Source organism: Nocardia sp. NPDC051321 (assembly GCF_044455225.1).
Taxonomy (GTDB): Bacteria; Actinomycetota; Actinomycetes; order Mycobacteriales; family Mycobacteriaceae; genus Nocardia.
This window is the reverse complement of the sequence record NZ_JBITEM010000001.1, coordinates 694,371-713,842: the sequence shown is the minus strand read 5'-3', so window position 1 is coordinate 713,842 and position 19,472 is coordinate 694,371. Positions and strand designations below refer to the sequence as shown.

The 19,472-nt window shown below is 68.4% G+C and carries 15 protein-coding genes; 10 read left to right on the top strand and 5 right to left on the bottom strand.

All coding sequences use genetic code 11. The annotated features are described in order from the left end of the window. Positions 1-117 precede the first annotated feature (117 nt). The 6 genes from ACIA8C_RS03340 to ACIA8C_RS03315 all read left to right on the top strand — a co-directional run bounded on the left by ACIA8C_RS03340 (position 118) and on the right by ACIA8C_RS03315 (position 8,536). Positions 118-2,991 carry an SWIM zinc finger family protein gene (locus ACIA8C_RS03340; protein WP_397130604.1) on the top strand — a complete coding sequence of 958 codons (2,874 nt, stop codon included), beginning with the start codon at positions 118-120 and terminating at the stop codon, positions 2,989-2,991. Next, positions 2,988-4,088: an AAA family ATPase gene (locus ACIA8C_RS03335; protein WP_397130603.1), complete on the top strand. Its 1,101-nt coding sequence runs from the start codon at positions 2,988-2,990 to the stop codon at positions 4,086-4,088. The genes ACIA8C_RS03340 and ACIA8C_RS03335 overlap by 4 nt, the downstream gene beginning before the upstream one ends. A 69-nt stretch (positions 4,089-4,157) precedes the next feature. After that, complete coding sequence (locus tag ACIA8C_RS03330) at positions 4,158-6,566, top strand: DUF5682 family protein (RefSeq protein WP_397130749.1); 2,409 nt, start codon at positions 4,158-4,160, stop codon at positions 6,564-6,566. Positions 6,567-6,684: 118 nt separating this feature from the next. Then, positions 6,685-7,845: a VWA domain-containing protein gene (locus ACIA8C_RS03325; protein ID WP_397130602.1), complete on the top strand. Its 1,161-nt coding sequence runs from the start codon at positions 6,685-6,687 to the stop codon at positions 7,843-7,845. A 59-nt stretch (positions 7,846-7,904) separates the two neighbouring features. After that, positions 7,905-8,132 carry a type II toxin-antitoxin system VapB family antitoxin gene (locus tag ACIA8C_RS03320; protein WP_397130601.1) on the top strand — a complete coding sequence of 76 codons (228 nt, stop codon included), beginning with the start codon at positions 7,905-7,907 and terminating at the stop codon, positions 8,130-8,132. After that, positions 8,129-8,536: a PIN domain-containing protein gene (locus ACIA8C_RS03315; RefSeq protein ID WP_397130600.1), complete on the top strand. Its 408-nt coding sequence runs from the start codon at positions 8,129-8,131 to the stop codon at positions 8,534-8,536. The genes ACIA8C_RS03320 and ACIA8C_RS03315 overlap by 4 nt, the downstream gene beginning before the upstream one ends. Positions 8,537-8,734: 198 nt before the next feature. Here ACIA8C_RS03315 and ACIA8C_RS03310 read toward each other — a convergent pair whose 3' ends face one another. The 4 genes from ACIA8C_RS03310 to ACIA8C_RS03295 form a co-directional block, all read right to left on the bottom strand. Next, a complete protein-coding gene (locus ACIA8C_RS03310; RefSeq protein ID WP_397130599.1) occupies positions 8,735-9,562 on the bottom strand; it encodes a phosphatase PAP2 family protein in 828 nt (275 codons plus the stop codon). Between the two features lie 238 nt (positions 9,563-9,800). Further along, complete coding sequence (locus ACIA8C_RS03305; protein ID WP_397130598.1) at positions 9,801-12,314, bottom strand: ABC transporter permease; 2,514 nt, start codon at positions 12,312-12,314, stop codon at positions 9,801-9,803. 14 nt (positions 12,315-12,328) lie between these two features. Continuing rightward, complete coding sequence (locus ACIA8C_RS03300) at positions 12,329-13,105, bottom strand: ABC transporter ATP-binding protein (RefSeq protein ID WP_397130597.1); 777 nt, start codon at positions 13,103-13,105, stop codon at positions 12,329-12,331. Between the two features lie 105 nt (positions 13,106-13,210). Continuing rightward, positions 13,211-13,648 carry a MarR family winged helix-turn-helix transcriptional regulator gene (locus tag ACIA8C_RS03295; protein ID WP_397130596.1) on the bottom strand — a complete coding sequence of 146 codons (438 nt, stop codon included), beginning with the start codon at positions 13,646-13,648 and terminating at the stop codon, positions 13,211-13,213. Positions 13,649-13,671: 23 nt separating this feature from the next. Here ACIA8C_RS03295 and ACIA8C_RS03290 point away from each other — a divergent pair, with 23 nt between their 5' ends. The 4 genes from ACIA8C_RS03290 to cqsA all read left to right on the top strand — a co-directional run bounded on the left by ACIA8C_RS03290 (position 13,672) and on the right by cqsA (position 17,903). Next, positions 13,672-14,784, top strand: coding sequence for a substrate-binding domain-containing protein (locus ACIA8C_RS03290; protein ID WP_397130595.1), 1,113 nt, complete (start codon positions 13,672-13,674; stop codon positions 14,782-14,784). Between the two features lie 103 nt (positions 14,785-14,887). After that, a complete protein-coding gene (locus tag ACIA8C_RS03285; RefSeq protein WP_397130594.1) occupies positions 14,888-15,166 on the top strand; it encodes an FmdB family zinc ribbon protein in 279 nt (92 codons plus the stop codon). Positions 15,167-15,182: 16 nt separating this feature from the next. Continuing rightward, positions 15,183-16,436: a formamidase gene (gene fmdA / locus ACIA8C_RS03280; RefSeq protein WP_397130593.1), complete on the top strand. Its 1,254-nt coding sequence runs from the start codon at positions 15,183-15,185 to the stop codon at positions 16,434-16,436. Positions 16,437-16,676: 240 nt separating this feature from the next. Continuing rightward, positions 16,677-17,903, top strand: a complete 1,227-nt coding sequence (cqsA, locus tag ACIA8C_RS03275; protein WP_397130592.1) for an alpha-hydroxyketone-type quorum-sensing autoinducer synthase — start codon at positions 16,677-16,679, stop codon at positions 17,901-17,903. A gap of 71 nt (positions 17,904-17,974) precedes the next feature. On the opposite strand, the gene tuf is transcribed toward cqsA, so the two are convergent. Then, positions 17,975-19,153, bottom strand: coding sequence for an elongation factor Tu (gene tuf / locus ACIA8C_RS03270; RefSeq protein ID WP_397130591.1), 1,179 nt, complete (start codon positions 19,151-19,153; stop codon positions 17,975-17,977). Positions 19,154-19,472: the final 319 nt, after the last annotated feature.

Here is a 19,472-nt window from a genome sequence, read left to right as displayed (position 1 = left end):
TTTTCGGCATCGAAACCCGCGACGGCACAGCAATTTCCGTGCGAAACACACCGGCCGGGTCGGCACTTGTCGGTGCTCTGGGGTAGAAATCCGGTCAACCGACGAACGGGGGAAGACATGACGCGCTGGAGCGAGGACCAGGTCACGGCGCTCGCGCCGGACGCGAGCTCGCTGTCCGCCGCGCGGAAACTCGCGAGCCGCTGGCGCGGTACCGGGCAGCACGACACCGCGCTGTGGGGGCTGTGCCAGGGCAGCGGCGCCAAGCCGTATCAGACGATCGTCGACCTGTCCGGGCCCGCGTACAAGTGTTCCTGTCCGAGCCGCAAATTCCCGTGCAAGCACGCGCTGTCGCTGTTGCTGGAGTGGACGGCGGGCCGGGTCGAGCAGGCACCGGAGATCGTCGATTTCGCGGCGAGCTGGATCGACGGCCGGATCGCCAAAGCGGCCAAGCCCGCGGCGGAGGCAGCCACTCGCACCGCCAATCCGGCGACCGCGGAACAGCGGCGGGTCCGGGTCACCGCTGGGCTTGCCGAACTCGATGTGTGGCTCGGTGATCAGGTGCGCACCGGCCTGGCACAGACCGACCGATCGTTCCGGGCGTTCGAGGCGATCGCCGCCAGGATGGTCGACGCGCAGGCACCCGGCGTCGCCTCGGCGCTGCGTCAGCTGCCGACCGCGGTGGTGACCAGGGCCGACTGGCCGGAGGTGGTGCTGCGCGAATACGCGCGGCTGCACCTGCTCGTCACGGCGCATAGCAGGCTGGACGAGCTCGCGCCCGAGCTACGCGCCAGCATCCGCGCACACGTCGGCTATCCGAATCCCGCCGAGGCGGTGCGCACCGAGCCCGCGGTGCGGGATCGGTGGATGGTGCTCGGCGTGCGGATCACCGAGGACGAGCGCCTCTACACCCGACGAACGTGGTTGTACGGGCGCGAGTCCCGGCGTTGGGCGCTGGTGGTCGACCACTCGTTCGGGTCACCGGGCTTCCCCGCGGACGTGCCGCCCCTCGGCCTGCTCGCCGACGCCGACCTGCACTACTACCCCGGCGCCGCGCCGCTGCGCGCGCTCTGGGGTGAACGACACCGTGCGGCCGAGCCTTTCACGACGCTGCCGGCCGATCCGAACCGGCCGGGCACGGTGGCCGCCGCGCTCGCCGACCACGCCGCGGCACTCGGCGACGATCCGTGGCTGCGCGGCTGGCCGGTGCTACTCGTCGACGTGGTACCGGTACTCACCGAAAGTGGTTGGTACATCACCGAATCCGACGGCACCGCACTGCCGATGACACCGACCGAGCAGCCGTGGCGGTTGCTCGGCGTGTCCGGCGGTCATCCGGTGACCGTTACCGCCGACTGGACCATCGACGGCTTGGTGCCGATCTCGGTATTCAGTGCCGGCGAGGTGATCGATCTGGCCAGGATCGATCCGGTCGGCCGGAGTGCGTCGAATGCTCGAACGGCGTCCTCCTCGCACGCCGCCGACCTGACCTCCGTCGCGCTGCTCGGCACCGCGCGCCGGGCACCGGACCTCACCCGGCTGGCCGCGCCGGTGGCCGACGCCGCCGACCGGCTACCCGCCGATCCGGCGCTGCGCCTGCTCGAATCCGCCGCCCTCCAGGATATTTTCGCGCGCGGCGGGGTCCGCCCGGCCACCGCGAAGGCACCCGAGCCCGCCGAGGACGACACCCGGTTGCTGCTGCCGCCCAGCGCCGCCGGTCGCCTCTCCCGGATGCTGCAAGAGCGTTCCCCCTTCCTGCCCGAATGGTTCACCGCGGCAGCGCCGCACGACTATCGCGCGCCCGACGCGCTGTGCGGCCAACTGCTCGACCAGGCGAAGAGCAATGCCGAGCTGCGCGAACCGCTGCTGCGCCTGGCCGGTACCCGGGGCCGGTGGCTGGCCGGCCAGCATCCGCAATGGCGAAACCTGGTGCGGCAGCAGCCCGCCGCGGCTTCCGCCGAGGAGATCTGGCAGTTCGGGCAGCCGCCCGAGCGCCGGGGCTGGCTGGCCGACCTGCGCCGCCGGGACGCCGACGCGGCACGCGAAACGCTCGCCGCGGCATGGCCGAAAGAGTCCGGGCCGCTGAAGGCGGAGCTGCTCGCCGTACTCTCCGAAGGGATTTCGCGGGCCGACGAACCGCTGCTGGAAGCCGGGTTGGACGATCGGCGTTCCGACGTCCGGCGGACCGCCGCCGGTCTGCTCACGCTGCTGCCCGATTCGGCGTTCGCGCATCGGATGACGCGGCGAGCGAGCGAATGGGTCCGTGTCGAACACCGCATGCTGCACACCGAACTCGTTGTCGCCCTGCCCGATACGCTCGATCCGCCCGCGCATCGCGACGGCATCACCGACCGCAGCGTTGAGTTCAGCTACCGGTGGGGCGGCGCGCCCGACGTCACCGCGGGCAGGCTGCGCCAGCTGGTGGCGGCGACACCGCTCAGCCACTGGGCGAGCGTGCTCGGCGCGCCCGACAAGGCGGTCAAGGCCACCATCGACGACCGCTTCCGCCAGCCGGTCTTCGACGGCTGGGTGGACGCCGCACTGGCACAGCATGATTCGGTGTGGGCGCGGGCGGTGTTCGACGCGGGTGTGCCGACCGACGTCGCCATGCTGCGCAGGCGCGAACTGTTCGCGCTGCTACCGGTGGCCGACCGCACCCGGCACCTGCTCGAATTGGACGGCTCCTGGCTCTCCGAGATCGAGGCGCTGCTGCCCGCGATGGGGCATCCGTGGCCGGAACCGCTCGCGCAGCACCTGATGCTGCTGCTGTTCGAACGTGCGCGCGCGGCGGCTCGCCGCCCGGAGGCGCACGGCAATACCCCCAACGCGCACCGGTCGCTGCTGTCCGCGGCGTCGGTGCACCTACCCGTTGGCGCCGCGGGCGCCGCCGCCGTGGTGGCCCGCCGCTGCGGCGATCCCACCTGGGAGCGAGCCTTCGACCAGCTCGCACACGACCTCAACCACCGCTCGATGATGCTCGAGGAGTTGCAGTGACCACTACCGACGTGACGCCCGACCTGCTGCGTCCGCATGCCGAACAGGCCTACGCCGACGAACTGCGCGCCCTGGCGGCCGCCGACGAGCGCCCGTGCCCGCCGTCCTGGCGGCTCTCCCCGTGGGCGGTAGTCACCTACCTGCTCGGCGGCACCCTCGACGACGGCACCGTGATCAGCCCGAAGTACGTCGGTCCGCGCAGGCTGATGGAGGTGGCGGTCGCGACGCTGGCCACCGACCGGGCGCTGTTGCTGCTCGGCGTGCCCGGCACCGCCAAAACCTGGGTGTCGGAGCATCTTTCGGCCGCCATCTGTGGTGAATCGACGCTGCTCGTGCAGGGCACGTCGGGGACTGCGGAGGAGGCGATCCGGTACGGCTGGAACTACGCGCGACTGCTCGCCGAGGGCCCGAGCGAGGGCGCGCTGGTGCCGTCGCCGGTGATGACCGCGATGCGCGCGGGTTCGATCGCCAGGGTCGAGGAGCTCACCCGCATCCCCTCCGATGTGCAGGACGCGCTGATCACCGTGCTGTCCGAGAAGACGCTGCCGGTACCGGAACTCGGCACCGAGGTGCAGGCGGCCAAGGGCTTCAACGTCATTGCCACGGCCAACGATCGCGACCGCGGCGTGAACGAGCTGTCCTCCGCGCTGCGCCGCCGCTTCAACACCGTGGTGCTGCCGCTGCCCGCCAGCGAGGACGAGGAGGTCGCCATCGTCAGCCGCCGCGTCGAACAGCTCGGCGCCTCGCTGGAACTGCCGAAGGTGCCCGCCGCGGCCGAGGAGGTGCGCCGCGTGGTGCGCGTCTTCCGCGAATTGCGATCCGGCATCACCGCCGACGGCCGCACCAAGCTCAAATCGCCCTCCGGCACCCTATCCACCGCCGAGGCCATCTCGGTGATCACCAACGGGATCGCCCTGTCGGTGCACTTCGGTGACGGCGTACTGCGTGCCGCCGACATCGCGGGCGCCGTCCTGGGATCGGTGATCAAGGATCCGGTCGCCGACGCGGTCGTGTGGACCGAGTACCTGGAGGCCGTTGTCCGCGAACGCCCGGAGTGGTCGGACTTCTACCGTGCGTGCCGCGAGGTATCCGGATGAGCGTCGGAATCAGCAGGGGGTGACACAATGACGCAAGCGCAGCACGGCGCCGCGGCCGACGATCGGTCGATGTCCGGCGACCCGCAGACCCGCGTGTTCGGCATCCGCCATCACGGGCCGGGTTCCGCGCGATCACTTCGGTTGGCGCTGGAGGCATTTCAGCCCGACACCATCTTGATCGAGGGGCCCGCCGACGCCGATCCGCTGGTCGGGTATGTCGCGGCCGAGGGGATGGCGCCGCCGGTCGCGCTGCTTGCCTACGTGCCGGACGCACCGGCGAAGGCGGCGTTCTGGCCGTACGCGGTGTTCTCGCCGGAGTGGCAGGCGCTGCGCTATGCCGCCGAACACGGTGTGCCCGTTCGGTTCTGCGATCTGCCCGCCACCATGGTGCTCGCCGCCGAGGAGGAGCCCGGCGATCGGTTCGACCCCTTGACCGAGCTCGCCGCGGCGGGCGGATACGACGACGCCGAGCGGTGGTGGGACGCGGTCGTCGAATCCGCCCCCGACGCCACCGCTTTCGAGGCGATCACCGAGGCGATGGGTGCGCTACGCGAAGGCGCCGAGCAGGTTTCGACCGAGCTCGAGCCGAACACCGCCATGCTGGACGATCCCGCCGCGGCGGTCGAACTCGATGCGGACGAACAAGATTCGCCGCCGCGGTCGGCGCAACCCACGATCGACCTGCGACCGGACGACGACAAATGTGAGGCGGGCACGAACTCGGTCGCCGAGGCAACCGCCGATGTCATCGAGCTGGAACCGATCCGGCTCGAGCCCGTCCGCATCGACGCGCACACGCTGCGGCGCGAGGCTTACATGCGGCAGACGATGCGCAAGGCGCTCAAGGACGGGGCGGTCCGCCTCGCGGTGGTATGTGGCGCCTGGCACGCGCCCGCCCTCGCAGGCAAGCTCGGAACCGCGGCCGCGGATACCCGGCTGCTGAAGGGACTTCCGAAGACGAAAGCCACCCTGACCTGGGTGCCGTGGACGCATTCGCGACTGTCCACGATCTCCGGATACGGCGCGGGAATCACCTCGCCCGGCTGGTACCACCACCTGTTCACCGAGACCGAGCGGCCGATCGTCCGCTGGCTCACCAAGGTGGCCGGGGTGCTGCGGGCGCACGATCTGCCGGTGTCGAGCGCGCACATCATCGAGGCCGTCCGACTCGCCGACGCCCTCGCCGCCATGCGTGATCGCCCGCTGGCCGGGTTGTCCGAGGTCACCGAGGCCACCCGCGCGGTGATGTGTGCGGGCGACGAGACCATGCTTCGGCTGGTCGTCAACGAACTCGTCGTCGGCGAGGCGCTCGGCACCGTGCCCGAGGGCACGCCGACCGTCCCGCTCGATGCCGACCTGCGCGCCCGGATCCGCACGCTGCGGATGAAGCAGGAGGCGCTGTCCCGAATCCTCGACCTCGACCTGCGCAAGGAACGCGAGGTCGAGCGCTCCCGCCTGCTACACCGGCTGCGCGTGCTCGACATCCCCTGGGGCACGCTCACCACCAGCGAGGTGCGCAGCACCGGCACCTTCCGGGAGACCTGGACGCTGGAATGGCGACCGGAGTACGCCATCTCGATCATCGAGGCCTCCCGCTGGGGCACCACCATCCGCACCGCCGCCGAGGCGAAGATCCTCGACACGGCGAGCCGCGCGGACAGCACCGTCGGCGACCTCGCCGCGGCACTGGAAGTCGCGCTGCTCGCCGATCTCGGCGGTGCCACCGACGGATTGATCACCCGGCTGGCCTCGGCCGCCGCGCTGGACCACGACATCACCCATTTGCTCGCCGCACTGCCCGGCCTGATCCGGACGCTGCGCTACGGCGACGTCCGCGGCACCGACACCAAGGCGCTCGCGCACGTCGCCGACGGCCTGCTCGTGCGCGTCTGCGCGGGCCTGCCCGGCGCCGTCACCGGCCTGGACACCGACGCGGCCACCGAGCTCCGCACCATGCTCGACGCGTCTCACACCGCCATCAACACCCGCGACGACGGCTGGGCCACCGGCGAATGGCTCGGCGCGCTCGGCAAGCTCGCCGATCGCGACGACGTGCACGGCGTCCTCGTCGGCCGCGCCGTCCGGCTGCTATGCGACGCGGGCATCATCGACGAGATCGATTCCGCCCGTCGGCTTTCCGCCGCCCTATCGGTCGGCAATACCGCCGCCGCGAAGGCCGCCTGGGTGGACGGCTTCCTCAGCGGTCGTGGGTTACTGCTGGTGCACGACCGAGAGTTGTTGCGCCTCATCGACGATTGGCTGCGCGCACTGCGTGAAGATCAGTTCGTCGAGACACTCCCCCTGCTGCGCAGAACCTTCGGTGCCTTCGAGTCGGGCGAGCGCCGCGCCATCGGCCAGGCGGTCCGCGACGGCGGTGCCGCGCCCACCGGGACCGGTGCGGACGACGGAAGTTTCGACGTCGCGCGCGGCACCATCGCGCTACGCGCCGCCGCGGAAATCTTGGGGGTCTCGGTATGAACATGCCGCCAGTTGCCGCACATTCCGGCACAAGCGCCCTGGTGCGGCAGCTCCGTTCCGCTCGGCCGACGCGGAGCTTCACCTCGAGCGATGACTCGACCGGCACTCAGGGGACGCGATGAACGCCATCGATGAAACACAGTCGCGCCGTTGGCGTTTGGTGCTCGGCGCCGCCGCCGAGGCGGGGCTCGGCGGACTCGGCGATGGCGACGACGTCGCGATGGACCGGGCACTGTCGGCGCTCTACAACGACGACGAGCGGACCTCGGGCAAGCGCTCGGGCGGGCTGGAGGGGTCCGCGCCTCGGGTGGCCCGCTGGCTCGGCGACATCCGCAACTACTTTCCCTCGACCGTCGTCGAGGTCATGCAGCGCGACGCGGTGCAGCGGCTCAACCTCACCCAGCTGCTGCTGGAGCCGGAGTTGCTCGAGGCGGTCGAGCCGGACGTGCATCTGGTCGGCACCTTGCTCAGCCTGAACCGGGTGATGCCCGAAACCACCAAGGCCACCGCGCGGCTGGTGGTGCAGAAGGTGGTGCGCGAGATCGAGCAGCGCATCGCCGCGCACACGGTGGCCGCCGTCTCCGGCGCGTTGAACCGGGCCGCGCGCGTCTCCCGCCCCCGGCTGCGCGATATCGACTGGGATCGCACCATCCGCAAAAATCTGGCCAACTACCTGCCCGAGCATCGCACCGTCGTGCCCGAGCGGCTGGTCGGCTACGGCCGCAAAGCCCAAGCGGTACAACGCGATGTCGTGCTCGCCATCGACCAATCGGGCTCGATGGCCGCCAGCGTCGTCTACGCCTCCGTCTTCGGCGCCGTGCTGGCCTCGATGCGCTCGCTGAAGACCTCGCTCGTCGTTTTCGACACCGAGATCGTCGACCTCACCGACAAACTCGACGACCCCGTCGACGTCCTGTTCGGCACCCAGCTCGGCGGCGGCACCGACATCAACCGGGCCATCGCGTACTCGCAAACCCTCATCACCCGCCCCACCGACTCCCTCTTCGTGCTCATCTCCGACCTCTACGAGGGCGGCGTCCGCGACGAAATGCTGCGCCGGGTCAACGCGATGAAGGAGTCCGGCGTCCAGGTGGTTGTGCTGCTCGCCCTCTCCGACGAAGGTGCCCCCGCCTTCGACCACGACAATGCCGCGGCCCTGGCCGCCCTCGGCGTCCCTGCCTTCGCCTGCACCCCCGACAAATTCCCCGCCCTACTCGCCGTAGCCCTGGACCGCGGCGACCTGCGCGCATGGGCCAACGCCAACACGAGCCACAGCTGAGGGGATGTTGGTCATGTATCCTTCTATGTATATCGCCAACATTGAAACCGAGGTGTGCCATGACGGTGACGCAGATCGACTTGGACGACGACGCGCTTGCACAGACCATGACATTATCTGGCGTCCGAACGAAGAAAGAGGCGGTCAACTTGGCCCTCCGCTTCTACGCCGAACAGCAGGAACGCGCCGCCAAGGTGCGCAAACACTTCGAGCGCGCACGAACCTGGGGTGCGGTAGCGGACGCCGAGCAGCGGCACCGCGACGAAAAAGCGGCGCGCAATCGGTGATCTACCTGCTGGATACCTCTGGGCTGGTCCGGCTCCTCGCGGACCCGGCCATCCAGTCGGCGTGGGAGGAAGCCATCGTCGCGCAGACGGTCGGATCCTGTTATGCGCAGCGCTCGGAGTTCCTTTACAGCGCCCGTGACGCGCAGGAGTTCGATGAGCTCTGCGAGATGTTCGCAGACCTCTACCCTGATGTTTCGGTACCGAAGCAGGCAGGCGCGTGGATCAACGCCGCGCAGCACCGCATGTCACGACACGGCCAGCATCGCAGCGCTTCCGCCTTGGATCTGATCATCGCGGCGACAGCCGCTCATCATGGGCTGACCGTGCTACACGACGACAACGACTTTCGCACCCTCGCCAAGCACGCAACCGACCTGACCGAGCACAACATTCGTAATTTTTAGCGGAAGGATCAGCCGGACAAGCTGGAGATCGCCGAAATCAGGTTGATCAACTGCACGGCGATGCCGAGCAGGGTGGAGAGCGTGGTGAGGAATTCCATCGGGCTCCTATCTGAACGGGCGAACCGGACAGCTCAGGAGATCCTACGACAGGGGTCGCGGGCGTGAGCCGCGTTCGACAGCCCGCCGGATGACAAGTTTTCAGCTGGTCACCAGCGGTTTTGCCGCGACGGGGCCCATGATGCCCCATGCGGTCGCCGAGGTCGGGACGAGCTTCGGATGCAGCAGCGCGGCGACGGCCAGCAAACCGATCGCAACGATGATGTCGAGCCAGTAGTGGTTGCCGGTGCCGACGACGATCAGGGTGGTCAGCACCGGGTGAGCCAGGGCCAGCCAGCGCCACCGCGTGCGGGTCGCGGCGACCATGGCGAAGGCGAGCAGCAGCGCCCAGCCGACGTGCAGCGAGGGCATGGCGGCGAATTGGTTGGACAGGCCGCCGGATTCGGCTGAACCGTAAACGGATTGGCCGTGCACGGCGGCCAGATCGACGAAGCCGTACTCCGGCAGCATGCGCGGGGGCGCGAGCGGAATCAGCACGTGCACGACGAGCGCGGCGGCGGTCAACGCGACCATCAGGTTGCGGGTCCATCGATAGTGCTCCGGCCGAAACATCCACAGCCACAACAGGACCGCCACCGCGACGGTGAAATGCGCGGTGGCGTAATAGAAGTTGGCGGGCAGGGCGAAGGAGTTGTGCCGCACGAAGACCGACTGCAGCGTCGTCTCCTCCGGTAGCCAGAGCCGGTCCTCCAGGCCGAGCATGCGACGCGCGTTGCCGAACGCGCGCACCGTTTCGTCGGCGGTGACCATCCGGCCGACGCGATACCCCAGGTAGAGCACGGTGATCAGGGCAAGCTGCCCGAGAGCCTCGCCGCCGCGCCCGTGTACCGCCGCCCGCACCCGCTCGACGATGCCGCCCGGCGCGACCTCGAATCCGGCACCGGGCCTGCCAAGACCAACAGCCACCATTGCCTGCGGCCTCCTTCCCCGTTGAACCAGGCCGATCCCGGCAATTAAGCGGAGCTACATCCTCCGTTTAACTTAGCATCACCTGCCGGCATACTTCAGCCCGGTGTGACGGGACAGACACAACTGTTCACCGCACCGCCCCGGACCCGCTGCGGGCCAGCCGATTCCACCGCGGGGCCGACCTCGGCACAGAAACGGCGGGCCCCGACGCATCGCGGCCCGCCGGACAGCGGTGGCACTACAGGTCGGCGATGGCCGCCAACGGTGGCGTGCCTGCCGCACGGACCGCGGGCCAGAGCGCGGCCAGCACGCCGACCACGGCCGAGCTCACCAAGACGAGCACCAGCTGAGACCACGGAATCGCGATCTGGTCCAGCCCGAGATCACGCAGTGTGCGCAGGAATCCCACACCGAGACCGAGTCCGAGGAGCACGCCGATGATCGCCCCGAAGACCGCGATGAGCATGGATTCCAGATAGATAGTTCGGCGCACTTGAGAGCGTTGCATCCCGACCGCCCGCAACATACCGATCTCCCGGCGCCGCTCCACTACCGACAGCGCCAGCGTATTGACGATGCCGAGGATGGCGATCACCACCGCCAGCGCGAGCAGACCGTAGAGGATGGCAAGCAGGGTATTGATCTGTTTGCCTTGCGCGCCTTTGAATTCCTCCCGGTCCTGCACTTGGACCACCGGGAACGGCTCGACCGCCTTTTCCAGATCACTGCGCATCTCGGTCAGGTTCGCGCCGGGCTTGGCGGTGACCAGCACGACGACGTTGCTCTGGAAGTTGAGCGGTACTACCTCCTTGTACACCACCGGCGACACCACCAGCGCGCCGAGCACCGGGGTCTTGCGGTAGATGCCGGTGACGGTGAGCGGAACCTTCTTGCCGTCGAAGCTGGTCGGCGAGACCTCCTGGCCGACCCGCCAGCCCCGCTTGTCCGCCTCGTCCTCGGACACCAGGAGGTCCCGGTCGCCGAGAGTCGCACTGCCGCGCAGTATTTCGTAGTTCAGCGCCTGGTCGAGCTTCCCGTCCGGCGAGGTACCGCCGATCTGGTCGTCACCGAGCTTGAAGCCGACACCGCGGATCCCGACCACGTCGGCCACGTTGGGCACCGACTTGCGGACCGCGTCGGCGGCACCGAACGGCACCCCGACGAATTGCTGTCCGGCCAGCACATATTCGGACTTCACGCCCTTGTCGACCAGCACACTGACACTCGCCTTCGCCGAGGCGCCGAGCATGCCGATCGCGGTCACCAGCATCAGCCCGAGGGTGAGCGCGAAAGCCGTTGCGGCGGTGCGACGCGGGTTGCGTGCGGCATTGTTGCGCGCCATCCGCCCGATCGGGCCGAACGGCCGGATCAGCACGCCGAGTCCGCCGACCACCGGCCGCGAAAGCGCGGGCGCGGCAAGCAGTATCGCGAGAATCAGCGCCAGCGCGCCGATGCCGACGGTCAAAGCCGCGTTGCCCCCGGTGGATTTGGCACCGACGTAGACCAGCACCGCCCCAGCCACCGCGAGCACCGCGCCGACCAACGTCCGCACCCGCAAAGAGTCTCCGGCCGAAGCGAATTCCTCGCGCATCGCCTCGACGGGCGGAATCCTAGCCGCCCGCCGGGCAGGCGCGTAGGCGCTGAGCACCGTCACGGCGAGGCCGACTAGCAGCCCGACGATGATGGTGCGCGGCAGCACCGCCATCGACCCGGTGGGCAGCCCGAGATCGAACGCGTTGAGCACCGCGGACAATCCGAACGCCAACCCGATGCCGCCGGCCAATCCCAGTGCGCTGCCTATCAATCCGATGACGAACGCCTCCGCCACCACCGATCGCCCGACCTGTTGTCTGCTCGCCCCGACGGCGCGGAGCAGGGCGAGTTCGCGCAATCGCTGCGCGACGATCATCGAGAAGGTGTTGTAGATGATGAAGGTGCCGACGATCAGCGCGATCGCGCCGAACGCGAGCAGGAAGTAGTTGATGAAGTTGAGCGCGTTGGAGACTTCCTTCTTCAGGTCCGCGCGTACCTGATCGCCGTTCTGCACCTTGTAGTTCGGCAGTGCCTTGACGAGGTTGTCGCGCAGCTGGTCACCGGGAATGCCGGTGGCCGCGATGTCGACATAGGCCACGTGCAACCCGTCGGTGAACAGCTTGCGCGCCTGCGTGTCGTCGAACAGCACGCCGATGAAACCGCCGGTGTCCGAGGGCACCTGGTAGATGCCGGTCAGCGTCACGTCGATCGGATTGCCCTGCGACGGGATCAACACCTTGGTGTGCTCGCCGATCTTCAACCCGGCCTTTTCGGCGCCGCCGATATTCAGCGCGATCTCACCAGGTTTCGTGGGCGGCACGCCCTGGACGAACTTGTTCGGCTCGGCGACCGCCCGCTCCGGCGGCAGGTACGACTGGCCGAAGGTGGGCGCGCCACCGGTTTGGATGGCCTTCTTCCCGTCCGGCGTCAGCAGCACCACGGTGCCGTTGACGCTCGGCGCGATCGCCCGCACCCCGGGATACTTCTGCAATTCGTCGACGATATTGTTCGGAACCCCTTGCGCCTGGCGCTCCTTGGGACTCACCCGCACGTCGACCCCCTTCGCCTGACCGGCGAAGATTCCGTCGAAGGTGCTCTGCAGCGTGTCGGTGAACACGAACGAGCCCGCGATGAACGCGGTACCGAGCACCACCGACAGCAAGGTGAGCGCGAGCCGCACCTTATGTGCGGCCAAGTTGCGCAGGGCAACCTTCCGCATCGGAGAACCACTCATCAGGCTTGCTCCAGCGCCTTCATCCGGTCGAGCACGGTATCCGAGGTGGGATCACGCATTTCATTGACGATCTGGCCGTCGGCCAGGAAAACCACCCGGTCGGCGAACCCGGCGGCATGCGGCTCGTGTGTGACGATCACCACGGTCTGCCCGAACTCGTCCACCGCGGCCCGCAGGATCGAGAGCACCTCCTCGGAGGCCTTCGAGTCCAGGTTGCCGGTCGGCTCGTCGCCGAAGATGATCTCCGGCTTGCCCGCGAGCGCCCGCGCGCAGGCCACCCGCTGCTGCTGGCCGCCGGACAACTCGCTGGGCCGATGGGTGAGCCGATCGTTGAGGCCGAGCCGCTTCAGCACGGTGTCCAGCCAGGCCTGGTCCGGTTTGCGCCCGGCGATGTCGAGCGGCAGCGTGATGTTCTCCAGTGCCGTCAGCGTCGGCACCAGGTTGAACGCCTGGAAGACGAAGCCGATCCGATCCCGCCGCAGCCGCGTCATCTGCTTGTCCGAGAGCCCGGCCAGGTCGGTATCGCCGATCCGCACGGTGCCGCTGCTCGCGCTGTCCAGTCCGGCCAGGCAGTGCATCAAGGTCGACTTGCCGGACCCGGAGGGTCCCATGATCGCGGTGAATTCCCCCTTCGCGAACTCGGCCGACACCCCGTCCAACGCCCGGACCTGCGTGTCTCCCGACCCGTAGACCTTCGTCAGGTCGATAGCGCGGGCCGCGACATCGGTTGTAACCGCCACGTCAGCCGTGTCGGAACCCAAAGCTTGCGAAGTCATGCACACCAGTCTTACCGCGTTCGCGCCCACGCGCCATCAGGGACTTCCCCGACTCTCCGGGTATCGATGCGCGGCGACGGATTCCGTGGTAGCGGCCGGGGTGAGTTACGTGGTAACAGGCTCGGCGTGCAGTTGATCGAGCATGGCGGCCAACGACTTGGCCAATCGGCTGTTCCCCGCGGCGAGCTCGTCGAGGCCACTCGCGCCGACCGCACGGTTCATCGCCTGATAGGCCTGCGCCCCGCGCTTGGTCGGGAACACCAGCACCCGGCGACGATCGGTGTCGTCGACCTTGCGATGCACCAGGTTGTCGGCGATCATCCCGTCGATCAGTCGGGTCAGGTTGGCGCCGGTGAGCAGGGTCGCCTCCGCGAGGCTCGACATCGGGTGGCCGGCACCGTCCACCACCGCGGCAAGCACATGCCAGCGCGCGACGGAACTCGCGCCGAGGCTGGTCGCGATCGCCCGGTCGAGTTCCTGCGACGCCCTGCGCACGAGCCGGGCCAACTCCTCCAGCGCGGCGGGGGCGGTGCTATGGTCCACGGCAGTACTATATCCAACCCCGTATGGAAATATTCAAACGGAAATATACGGTGGTGATTCCGTTGTCGTGCTACGACTTCCGACGTTCCACGGTCGACATCGCGCTGGTGGTGCCACGGAGCGGGCCGGCGGGCATGTTCGGCCCCTCCTGCGAGGCCTGCGCTTCGCTGGCCATCGGAGATATCAACGCCGCGGGCGGAATTCTCGATCGGCAGGTCCGGATTCATCCGGTGGACGCGGGCGCGCCGCTGCCCGCCCTCGCCGCGACGATCGACCGGATGGTCAGCACCGGCATGGTCGATGGCGTCGTCGGCTGGCATCTGTCCAACGCGCGCAAGGTGATCACGCCGCACACGGCAGGCCGGGTGCCTTATGTCTACACCACGTTCTACGAGGGCGGCGAGGACTCCGACGGTGTCTACATGGTCGGCGAGACACCGGAACAGCAGCTGTTCCCCGCACTGCGCTGGCTGCGCGCCGAGCACGGCATCCGCCGCTGGTGCATTGTCGGCAACGACTACGTGTGGCCCCGGGAAACCGCAAGGGCCACTATGGAATTCACGGCCAGCACGGATATCGAGATCGTCGGGCAGGCTTTCGTTCCGCTCGGCGGACGCGACTTCGGCCAGGCACTCGCGCTGATCCACCGCTCCCCGGCGCAGGGCGTCCTGCTGTTCATGGTCGGCGCGGACTGCGCGGCGTTCAACGCGGCCTTCGCCGAGTCCGGCCTCGACGGCGACCGGCTGCGGCTCAGCATGATGATCGGCGAGGACGTGCTGTACGCGGGCGGCGCCGACAGCACGCGTGGATTGTTCACCGCCAGTGGATATTTCGAGAGCGTGGTGTCGCCGGCCGGGATGGATTTCGGCTCGCGTTATCTGCGCGAGTTCGGCCCGACCGCGCCCGCGCTGAACAACATCGGCGAATCCTGTTACGAGGGGCTGCTGCTGTTCGCCTCGCTCGCCGAGTCGGCCCGCAGCCTCGACCTGCGCACCATCGAACGCAATGCGCCACGGGTCAGCTACGACGGCCCGCGCGGTGAGGTGCGGGTGCGCGGCGCGCACACCACCCAGCCGGTCTATCTGGCCGATGCCGACGCACTCGAATTCAGCGTGCTCGCCGAACTGAACTCCTGAATCTCGTAACACGAACTTCACCTTGCGGTTTCGCTGCGGCGACCTGCCGGGCTTTGTATCGTCATCATACGAAACATATTCATATGAAAATAATGAGGTCAGCGTGCCCCTCTACTGGTTCCACTGCCGCGCCTGCGGCGGCTTCGATCTCACCTTCGCGATGGCCGACGTGCCAGTTGCCGCACCGTGCCCGGACTGCGCGTCGAACAGCAAACGGCAGTTCGGCGTCGCGGCGCTGATCCGGCCGGGATCGGCCGCCACCCGGCTCATCGACGCGACCGAACGTACGGCAAGCGAGCCATCGGTGGTTGCCGCGCCGCCGCCGCGCCGATCGGTACCGGTGACGCGAAATCCCTTGCACCACAAGCTTCCCCGCCCCTGATACCGAAGGATAGACGATGCCAGAGCTACTGTTCCCGCTCGATTCCGGCAAACGATTCACCGAGCAGACGCTGGTCGGCCACAACCGGTGGCATCCCGACATTCCCGCCGCGGTCACCGTCAAACCGGGCGACGAGTTCCGGGTGCATGTGCGCGAGTGGTTCGACGGCGCCATCCACAATGACGACTCCGCCGAGGACGTGCTGAACGCACCGCTCAGCACGGTGCACTGCCTGTCCGGCCCGTTCGCGATAGAGGGCGCGCGGCCCGGCGACCTGCTGATCGTCGACATCCTCGACATCGGCCCCATCCCGCAGGAGGATTCGGGCCCGCTTGCGGGCCAGGGCTGGGGCTACACCGGCATCTTCGCCACCGACAACGGCGGCGGCTTCCTCACCGAACACTTCCCCGACGCCTACAAGGCGATCTGGGACTTCAGCGGGCAGAGCACGACCTCGCGCCATATCCCCGGGGTGAAGTTCACCGGCATGACCCACCCCGGCCTGATGGGCACAGCGCCGTCGGCCGCGCTCCTGTCGAAGTGGAATGCTCGCGAGGGCGCACTGATCGCGACCGACCCGCAGCGGGTGCCGCCGCTGGCACTGCCGCCGGAACCGCGCGACGCCGTGCTCGGTTCGCTGTCCGGTGCCGAGTTCGACCGGGTGGCCGCCGATGCCGCGCGCACCGCGCCGCCACGAGAGAACGGCGGCAATCAGGACATCAAGAACTTCACCCGCGGCAGCAGGGTGTTCTATCCGGTCTTCGTCGACGGCGCCCACCTCTCGGTCGGCGACCTGCACTTTTCCCAGGGCGACGGCGAGATCACCTTCTGCGGCGCGATCGAGATGGGCGGATTCATCGACCTGCGGGTCGATCTCATCAAGAACGGCATGGAGCTCTACGGCGTCAGCGAGAACGCCATCTTCGTGCCGGGCAACTCCGGCCCCACCTACTCGGAGTACCTTGCCTTCTCGGGCACCTCCGTGACCCTCGACGGCGAACAGCGCTACCTCGACTCGCAGCTCTCCTTCGAACACGCCTGCCTGCACGCCATCGACTACCTCACCAAGTTCGGCTACAGCCCCGAACAGGCCTACCTCCTGCTCGGCGCCGCGCCCATCGAGGGGCGTTTCTCCGGCGTCGTCGACATCCCGAATTCCTGTGCCACCGTATACATCCCGACCGCCATCTTCGACTTCCCGGTCCTCCCGACGGCAGCGGGACCGACCCGGATCGATCCGGGCCCCGGCGCCCCGCGCGCCACCCGCTGACCCTTTTCGCCGGACCGGTTGCGTCGGGCACCCCAGCCCGCAACCGGCCGGGCTCAGGGATTGCTGAAATATTGCGAACGAAATGTGACGCACGGCCAGCAATCTCATTAGCGGAGATATCCGACCCCGAGAAATAGTGGTCATCCGTCAAGTTATGCAATACGACCCCGGCCCGATCCGCCGGTGGTTCAATCGAGACGCGTGTGCTCTGAAGTAGCTGTTGCTGGCGAAAGGAGTTCCATGAGCCCGACTGTCGCCGAACGAATCCGCCTGCGCGTCGAAAGATTTCATTCGGACAGATTCGCCGGGCACTGGGGCGGGCGGCACATCCTGCACGGCCGCGCGCCCGGCTACGGCGACATCGTTGTCAGTAGTAACGACTACTTGGCGTTGGCCGTCGATCCGCGCATCACCCACGCGATCAGGACCGCGCTGCGGTCCGCGCCCGTCCCCCGGTTCGCCTCCGGTGCCTACCTGCCCGGCAATCACCCGCAGGTGGTGCTGGAACGCGCACTCGCCGACCACCTGCGCGCACCGGCCGGCATTCTCTGCCAATCCGGCTGGGACGCGAAAGTCGGCCTGATGCAATCCATCGCGGACCCAGGAACGCCGGTCTACATCGATCAATTCGCGCATATGTCGTTCTGGCACGGTGCGAAAGTTGCTGGTGCGCCGATATATTCGTTCCGGCACAATTTTCCGGGCCACCTACGCGAACAGATTCGCGCCCACGGGCCGGGGATCATCGCGGTAGACGCTATCTACGGCACCAACGGCAGCCGCTGCCCGCTCACCCAGATCTGCGATGCCGCAGACGAAACCGACAGCGTGCTCGTCGTCGACGAATCGCACGCACTCGGCACCGACGGACCCGCCGGGTCCGGCATGGTGGCGGCACTCGGCCTCACCGAACGGGTGCCGTATCGAATTGCCAGCCTCGCCAAGGCTTTCGGCGCCCGCGCCGGGTTCGTCGCGGCGAGCGCGATCGATTTCGTCGACTACTTCAAGATGGAATCGCATCCCGCGGTCTTCTCCTCGACGCTGCTGCCGTACGAAATCGCGGGCCTCGCCGCGACACTCGACGTGATCCGCCTGGACAACTGGCGGCGCCAGCGACTACGCGAGCTCTCGACCATGGTGCGTCGCGCGCTGACCATGCTCGAATTCGACCTGGAGGGCTCGGCCAGCCACATCGTCGCGCTACAGGCCGGACCCGACGCGCGCGCCATGGCCATCCGGGACTTCCTGGAAGCGCGGGGAATCTTCGGCATCCTGCTGTGCCCACCTCTCACCGCACGCAACCGCGCACTGCTGCGCTTCGGCCTGCACGCCGCACTCACCGACCAGCAGATCGACCGAATCATCGGCGCGTGCACCGAAATCCGCACCCACTTCGGTGCCACGCCACCCCTAGAGCCACACCCCAAACACGCTCAACCCACCGCTGGGCTGTCGACCGGTACCTGATCGCGGCGAACGCCACTCGACCGCACCGCGCGCGGGGACCGATGGATGGTCCCCGCGCGCGGTGTCGACCGCTAGCCGGCGGTCAGGACGGTGCCCGCGCCGACGGTGCGGCCGCCCTCGCGGATGGCGAAGCCGAGGCCCGGCTCCACCGGGGTCGGGCGGCCGAGTTCGACGGTCAGGTCGACCGTGTCGCCGGGCATCGCCAGCCGGGTGTCGGCGGGCAGCGTCACATCGCCGACCACGTCGCCGGTGCGGATGTAGAACTGCGGCCGGTAGCCGCTGGTGATGGGCGTGCGGCGACCGCCTTCCGCGCTGCCGAGCAGGTAGACGCGCGCGGTGAACCCGCGGTGCACGGCAACGCTGCCCGGTTCGGCGACGACCTGACCGCGGCGCACCTGACCGCGCTGGATGCCGCGAAGCAGTAGCGCGACATTGTCGCCTGCCTCCGCGAAATCCATGGTGCGGCCGAAGGTTTCGACTCCGGTGACGACCGTGGCGAGCTCGTCGTCGAGACCGAGCAGGGCCACTCGATCGCCGAGCCGGACCCGGCCCCGCTCCACCGCGCCGGTGACGACGGTGCCTCGACCCGTGATGGTGAGGACGTTTTCCACCGGCAGGAGGAACGGCGCGTCGGTATAGCGAACCGGAATCGGCACGTGGGTGTCGATGGCGTCCAGCAGCTCGACCAGCGCGGCGGTCCACCGCTCGTCGCCGGCCAGCGCCCGCAGCCCCGAGACCCGGACAACCGGGGCCTCTGTGCCCGGGTAGCCCTGGGCGGTGAGCAGTTCCCGCACCTCCAGCTCGATCAGGTCCAGCAGTTCCGGATCGCCCACGTCGGCCTTGTTGAGGGCGACGACGATGTGCTCGACGCCCACCTGGCGGGCGAGCAGCACATGCTCGGCGGTCTGCGGCATAACGCCGTCCTGCGCGGAGACCACCAGGATCGCGCCGTCGAGCTGGGACGCGCCGGTGATCATGTTCTTCACGAAGTCGGCGTGACCCGGCATGTCGACGTGCGCGTAATGCCTTGTCGCCGTCTCGTATTCGACATGCGCGATATTGATGGTGATGCCGCGTTGCGCCTCTTCCGGAGCGCGGTCGATCCGGTCGAACGGCACGAAGCTGCCGCCACCCCGCTCGGCGAGGACCTTGGTGATCGCCGCGGTGAGGGTGGTCTTGCCGTGGTCGACGTGGCCCATGGTGCCGATGTTGAGGTGCGGCTTGGTGCGGACATAGGTCTTCTTGGACATGGTTTTTCCTGGCTTGGCTGGCGGGCACGAGCGAATGTGCCCGACGGTGTCGAGCGGGACCTCAGCGACGGGGCGACCTTCCCCGTCCGAGGTCCCGGGACATCCCGGGGAAGGTCAGCTTCGGGCTCCGTCGAGCTGCGCGGCGACTGCTGCCGATGCGGCCAGGACAGCGGCCATCGCGCCCGCGACTGCGGACGATGCGGCGATGGCGTAGCTGAACATGCCAGAAATAGTACGAACCGAGACTTGATACGCGCGACCGATTTTCCGGCTCGGGCGAGCGGGAGGGGTGCGGCGCTATGCGAGTGGGGGCTCGGTG

Bases quoted from the DNA above. Each gene is read 5' to 3' on its own strand.
- ACIA8C_RS03340 (WP_397130604.1), top strand. From the start codon at position 118: ATGACGCGCTGGAGCGAGGACCAGGTCACGGCGCTCGCGCCGGACGCG.
- ACIA8C_RS03330 (WP_397130749.1), top strand. From the start codon at position 4,158: ATGTCCGGCGACCCGCAGACCCGCGTGTTCGGCATCCGCCATCACGGG.
- ACIA8C_RS03325 (WP_397130602.1), top strand. From the start codon at position 6,685: ATGAACGCCATCGATGAAACACAGTCGCGCCGTTGGCGTTTGGTGCTC.
- ACIA8C_RS03320 (WP_397130601.1), top strand. From the start codon at position 7,905: ATGACGGTGACGCAGATCGACTTGGACGACGACGCGCTTGCACAGACC.
- ACIA8C_RS03310 (WP_397130599.1), bottom strand. From the start codon at position 9,562: ATGGTGGCTGTTGGTCTTGGCAGGCCCGGTGCCGGATTCGAGGTCGCG.
- ACIA8C_RS03305 (WP_397130598.1), bottom strand. From the start codon at position 12,314: ATGCGGAAGGTTGCCCTGCGCAACTTGGCCGCACATAAGGTGCGGCTC.
- ACIA8C_RS03300 (WP_397130597.1), bottom strand. From the start codon at position 13,105: ATGACTTCGCAAGCTTTGGGTTCCGACACGGCTGACGTGGCGGTTACA.
- ACIA8C_RS03290 (WP_397130595.1), top strand. From the start codon at position 13,672: ATGGAAATATTCAAACGGAAATATACGGTGGTGATTCCGTTGTCGTGC.
- fmdA (WP_397130593.1), top strand. From the start codon at position 15,183: ATGCCAGAGCTACTGTTCCCGCTCGATTCCGGCAAACGATTCACCGAG.
- cqsA (WP_397130592.1), top strand. From the start codon at position 16,677: ATGAGCCCGACTGTCGCCGAACGAATCCGCCTGCGCGTCGAAAGATTT.
- tuf (WP_397130591.1), bottom strand. From the start codon at position 19,153: ATGTCCAAGAAGACCTATGTCCGCACCAAGCCGCACCTCAACATCGGC.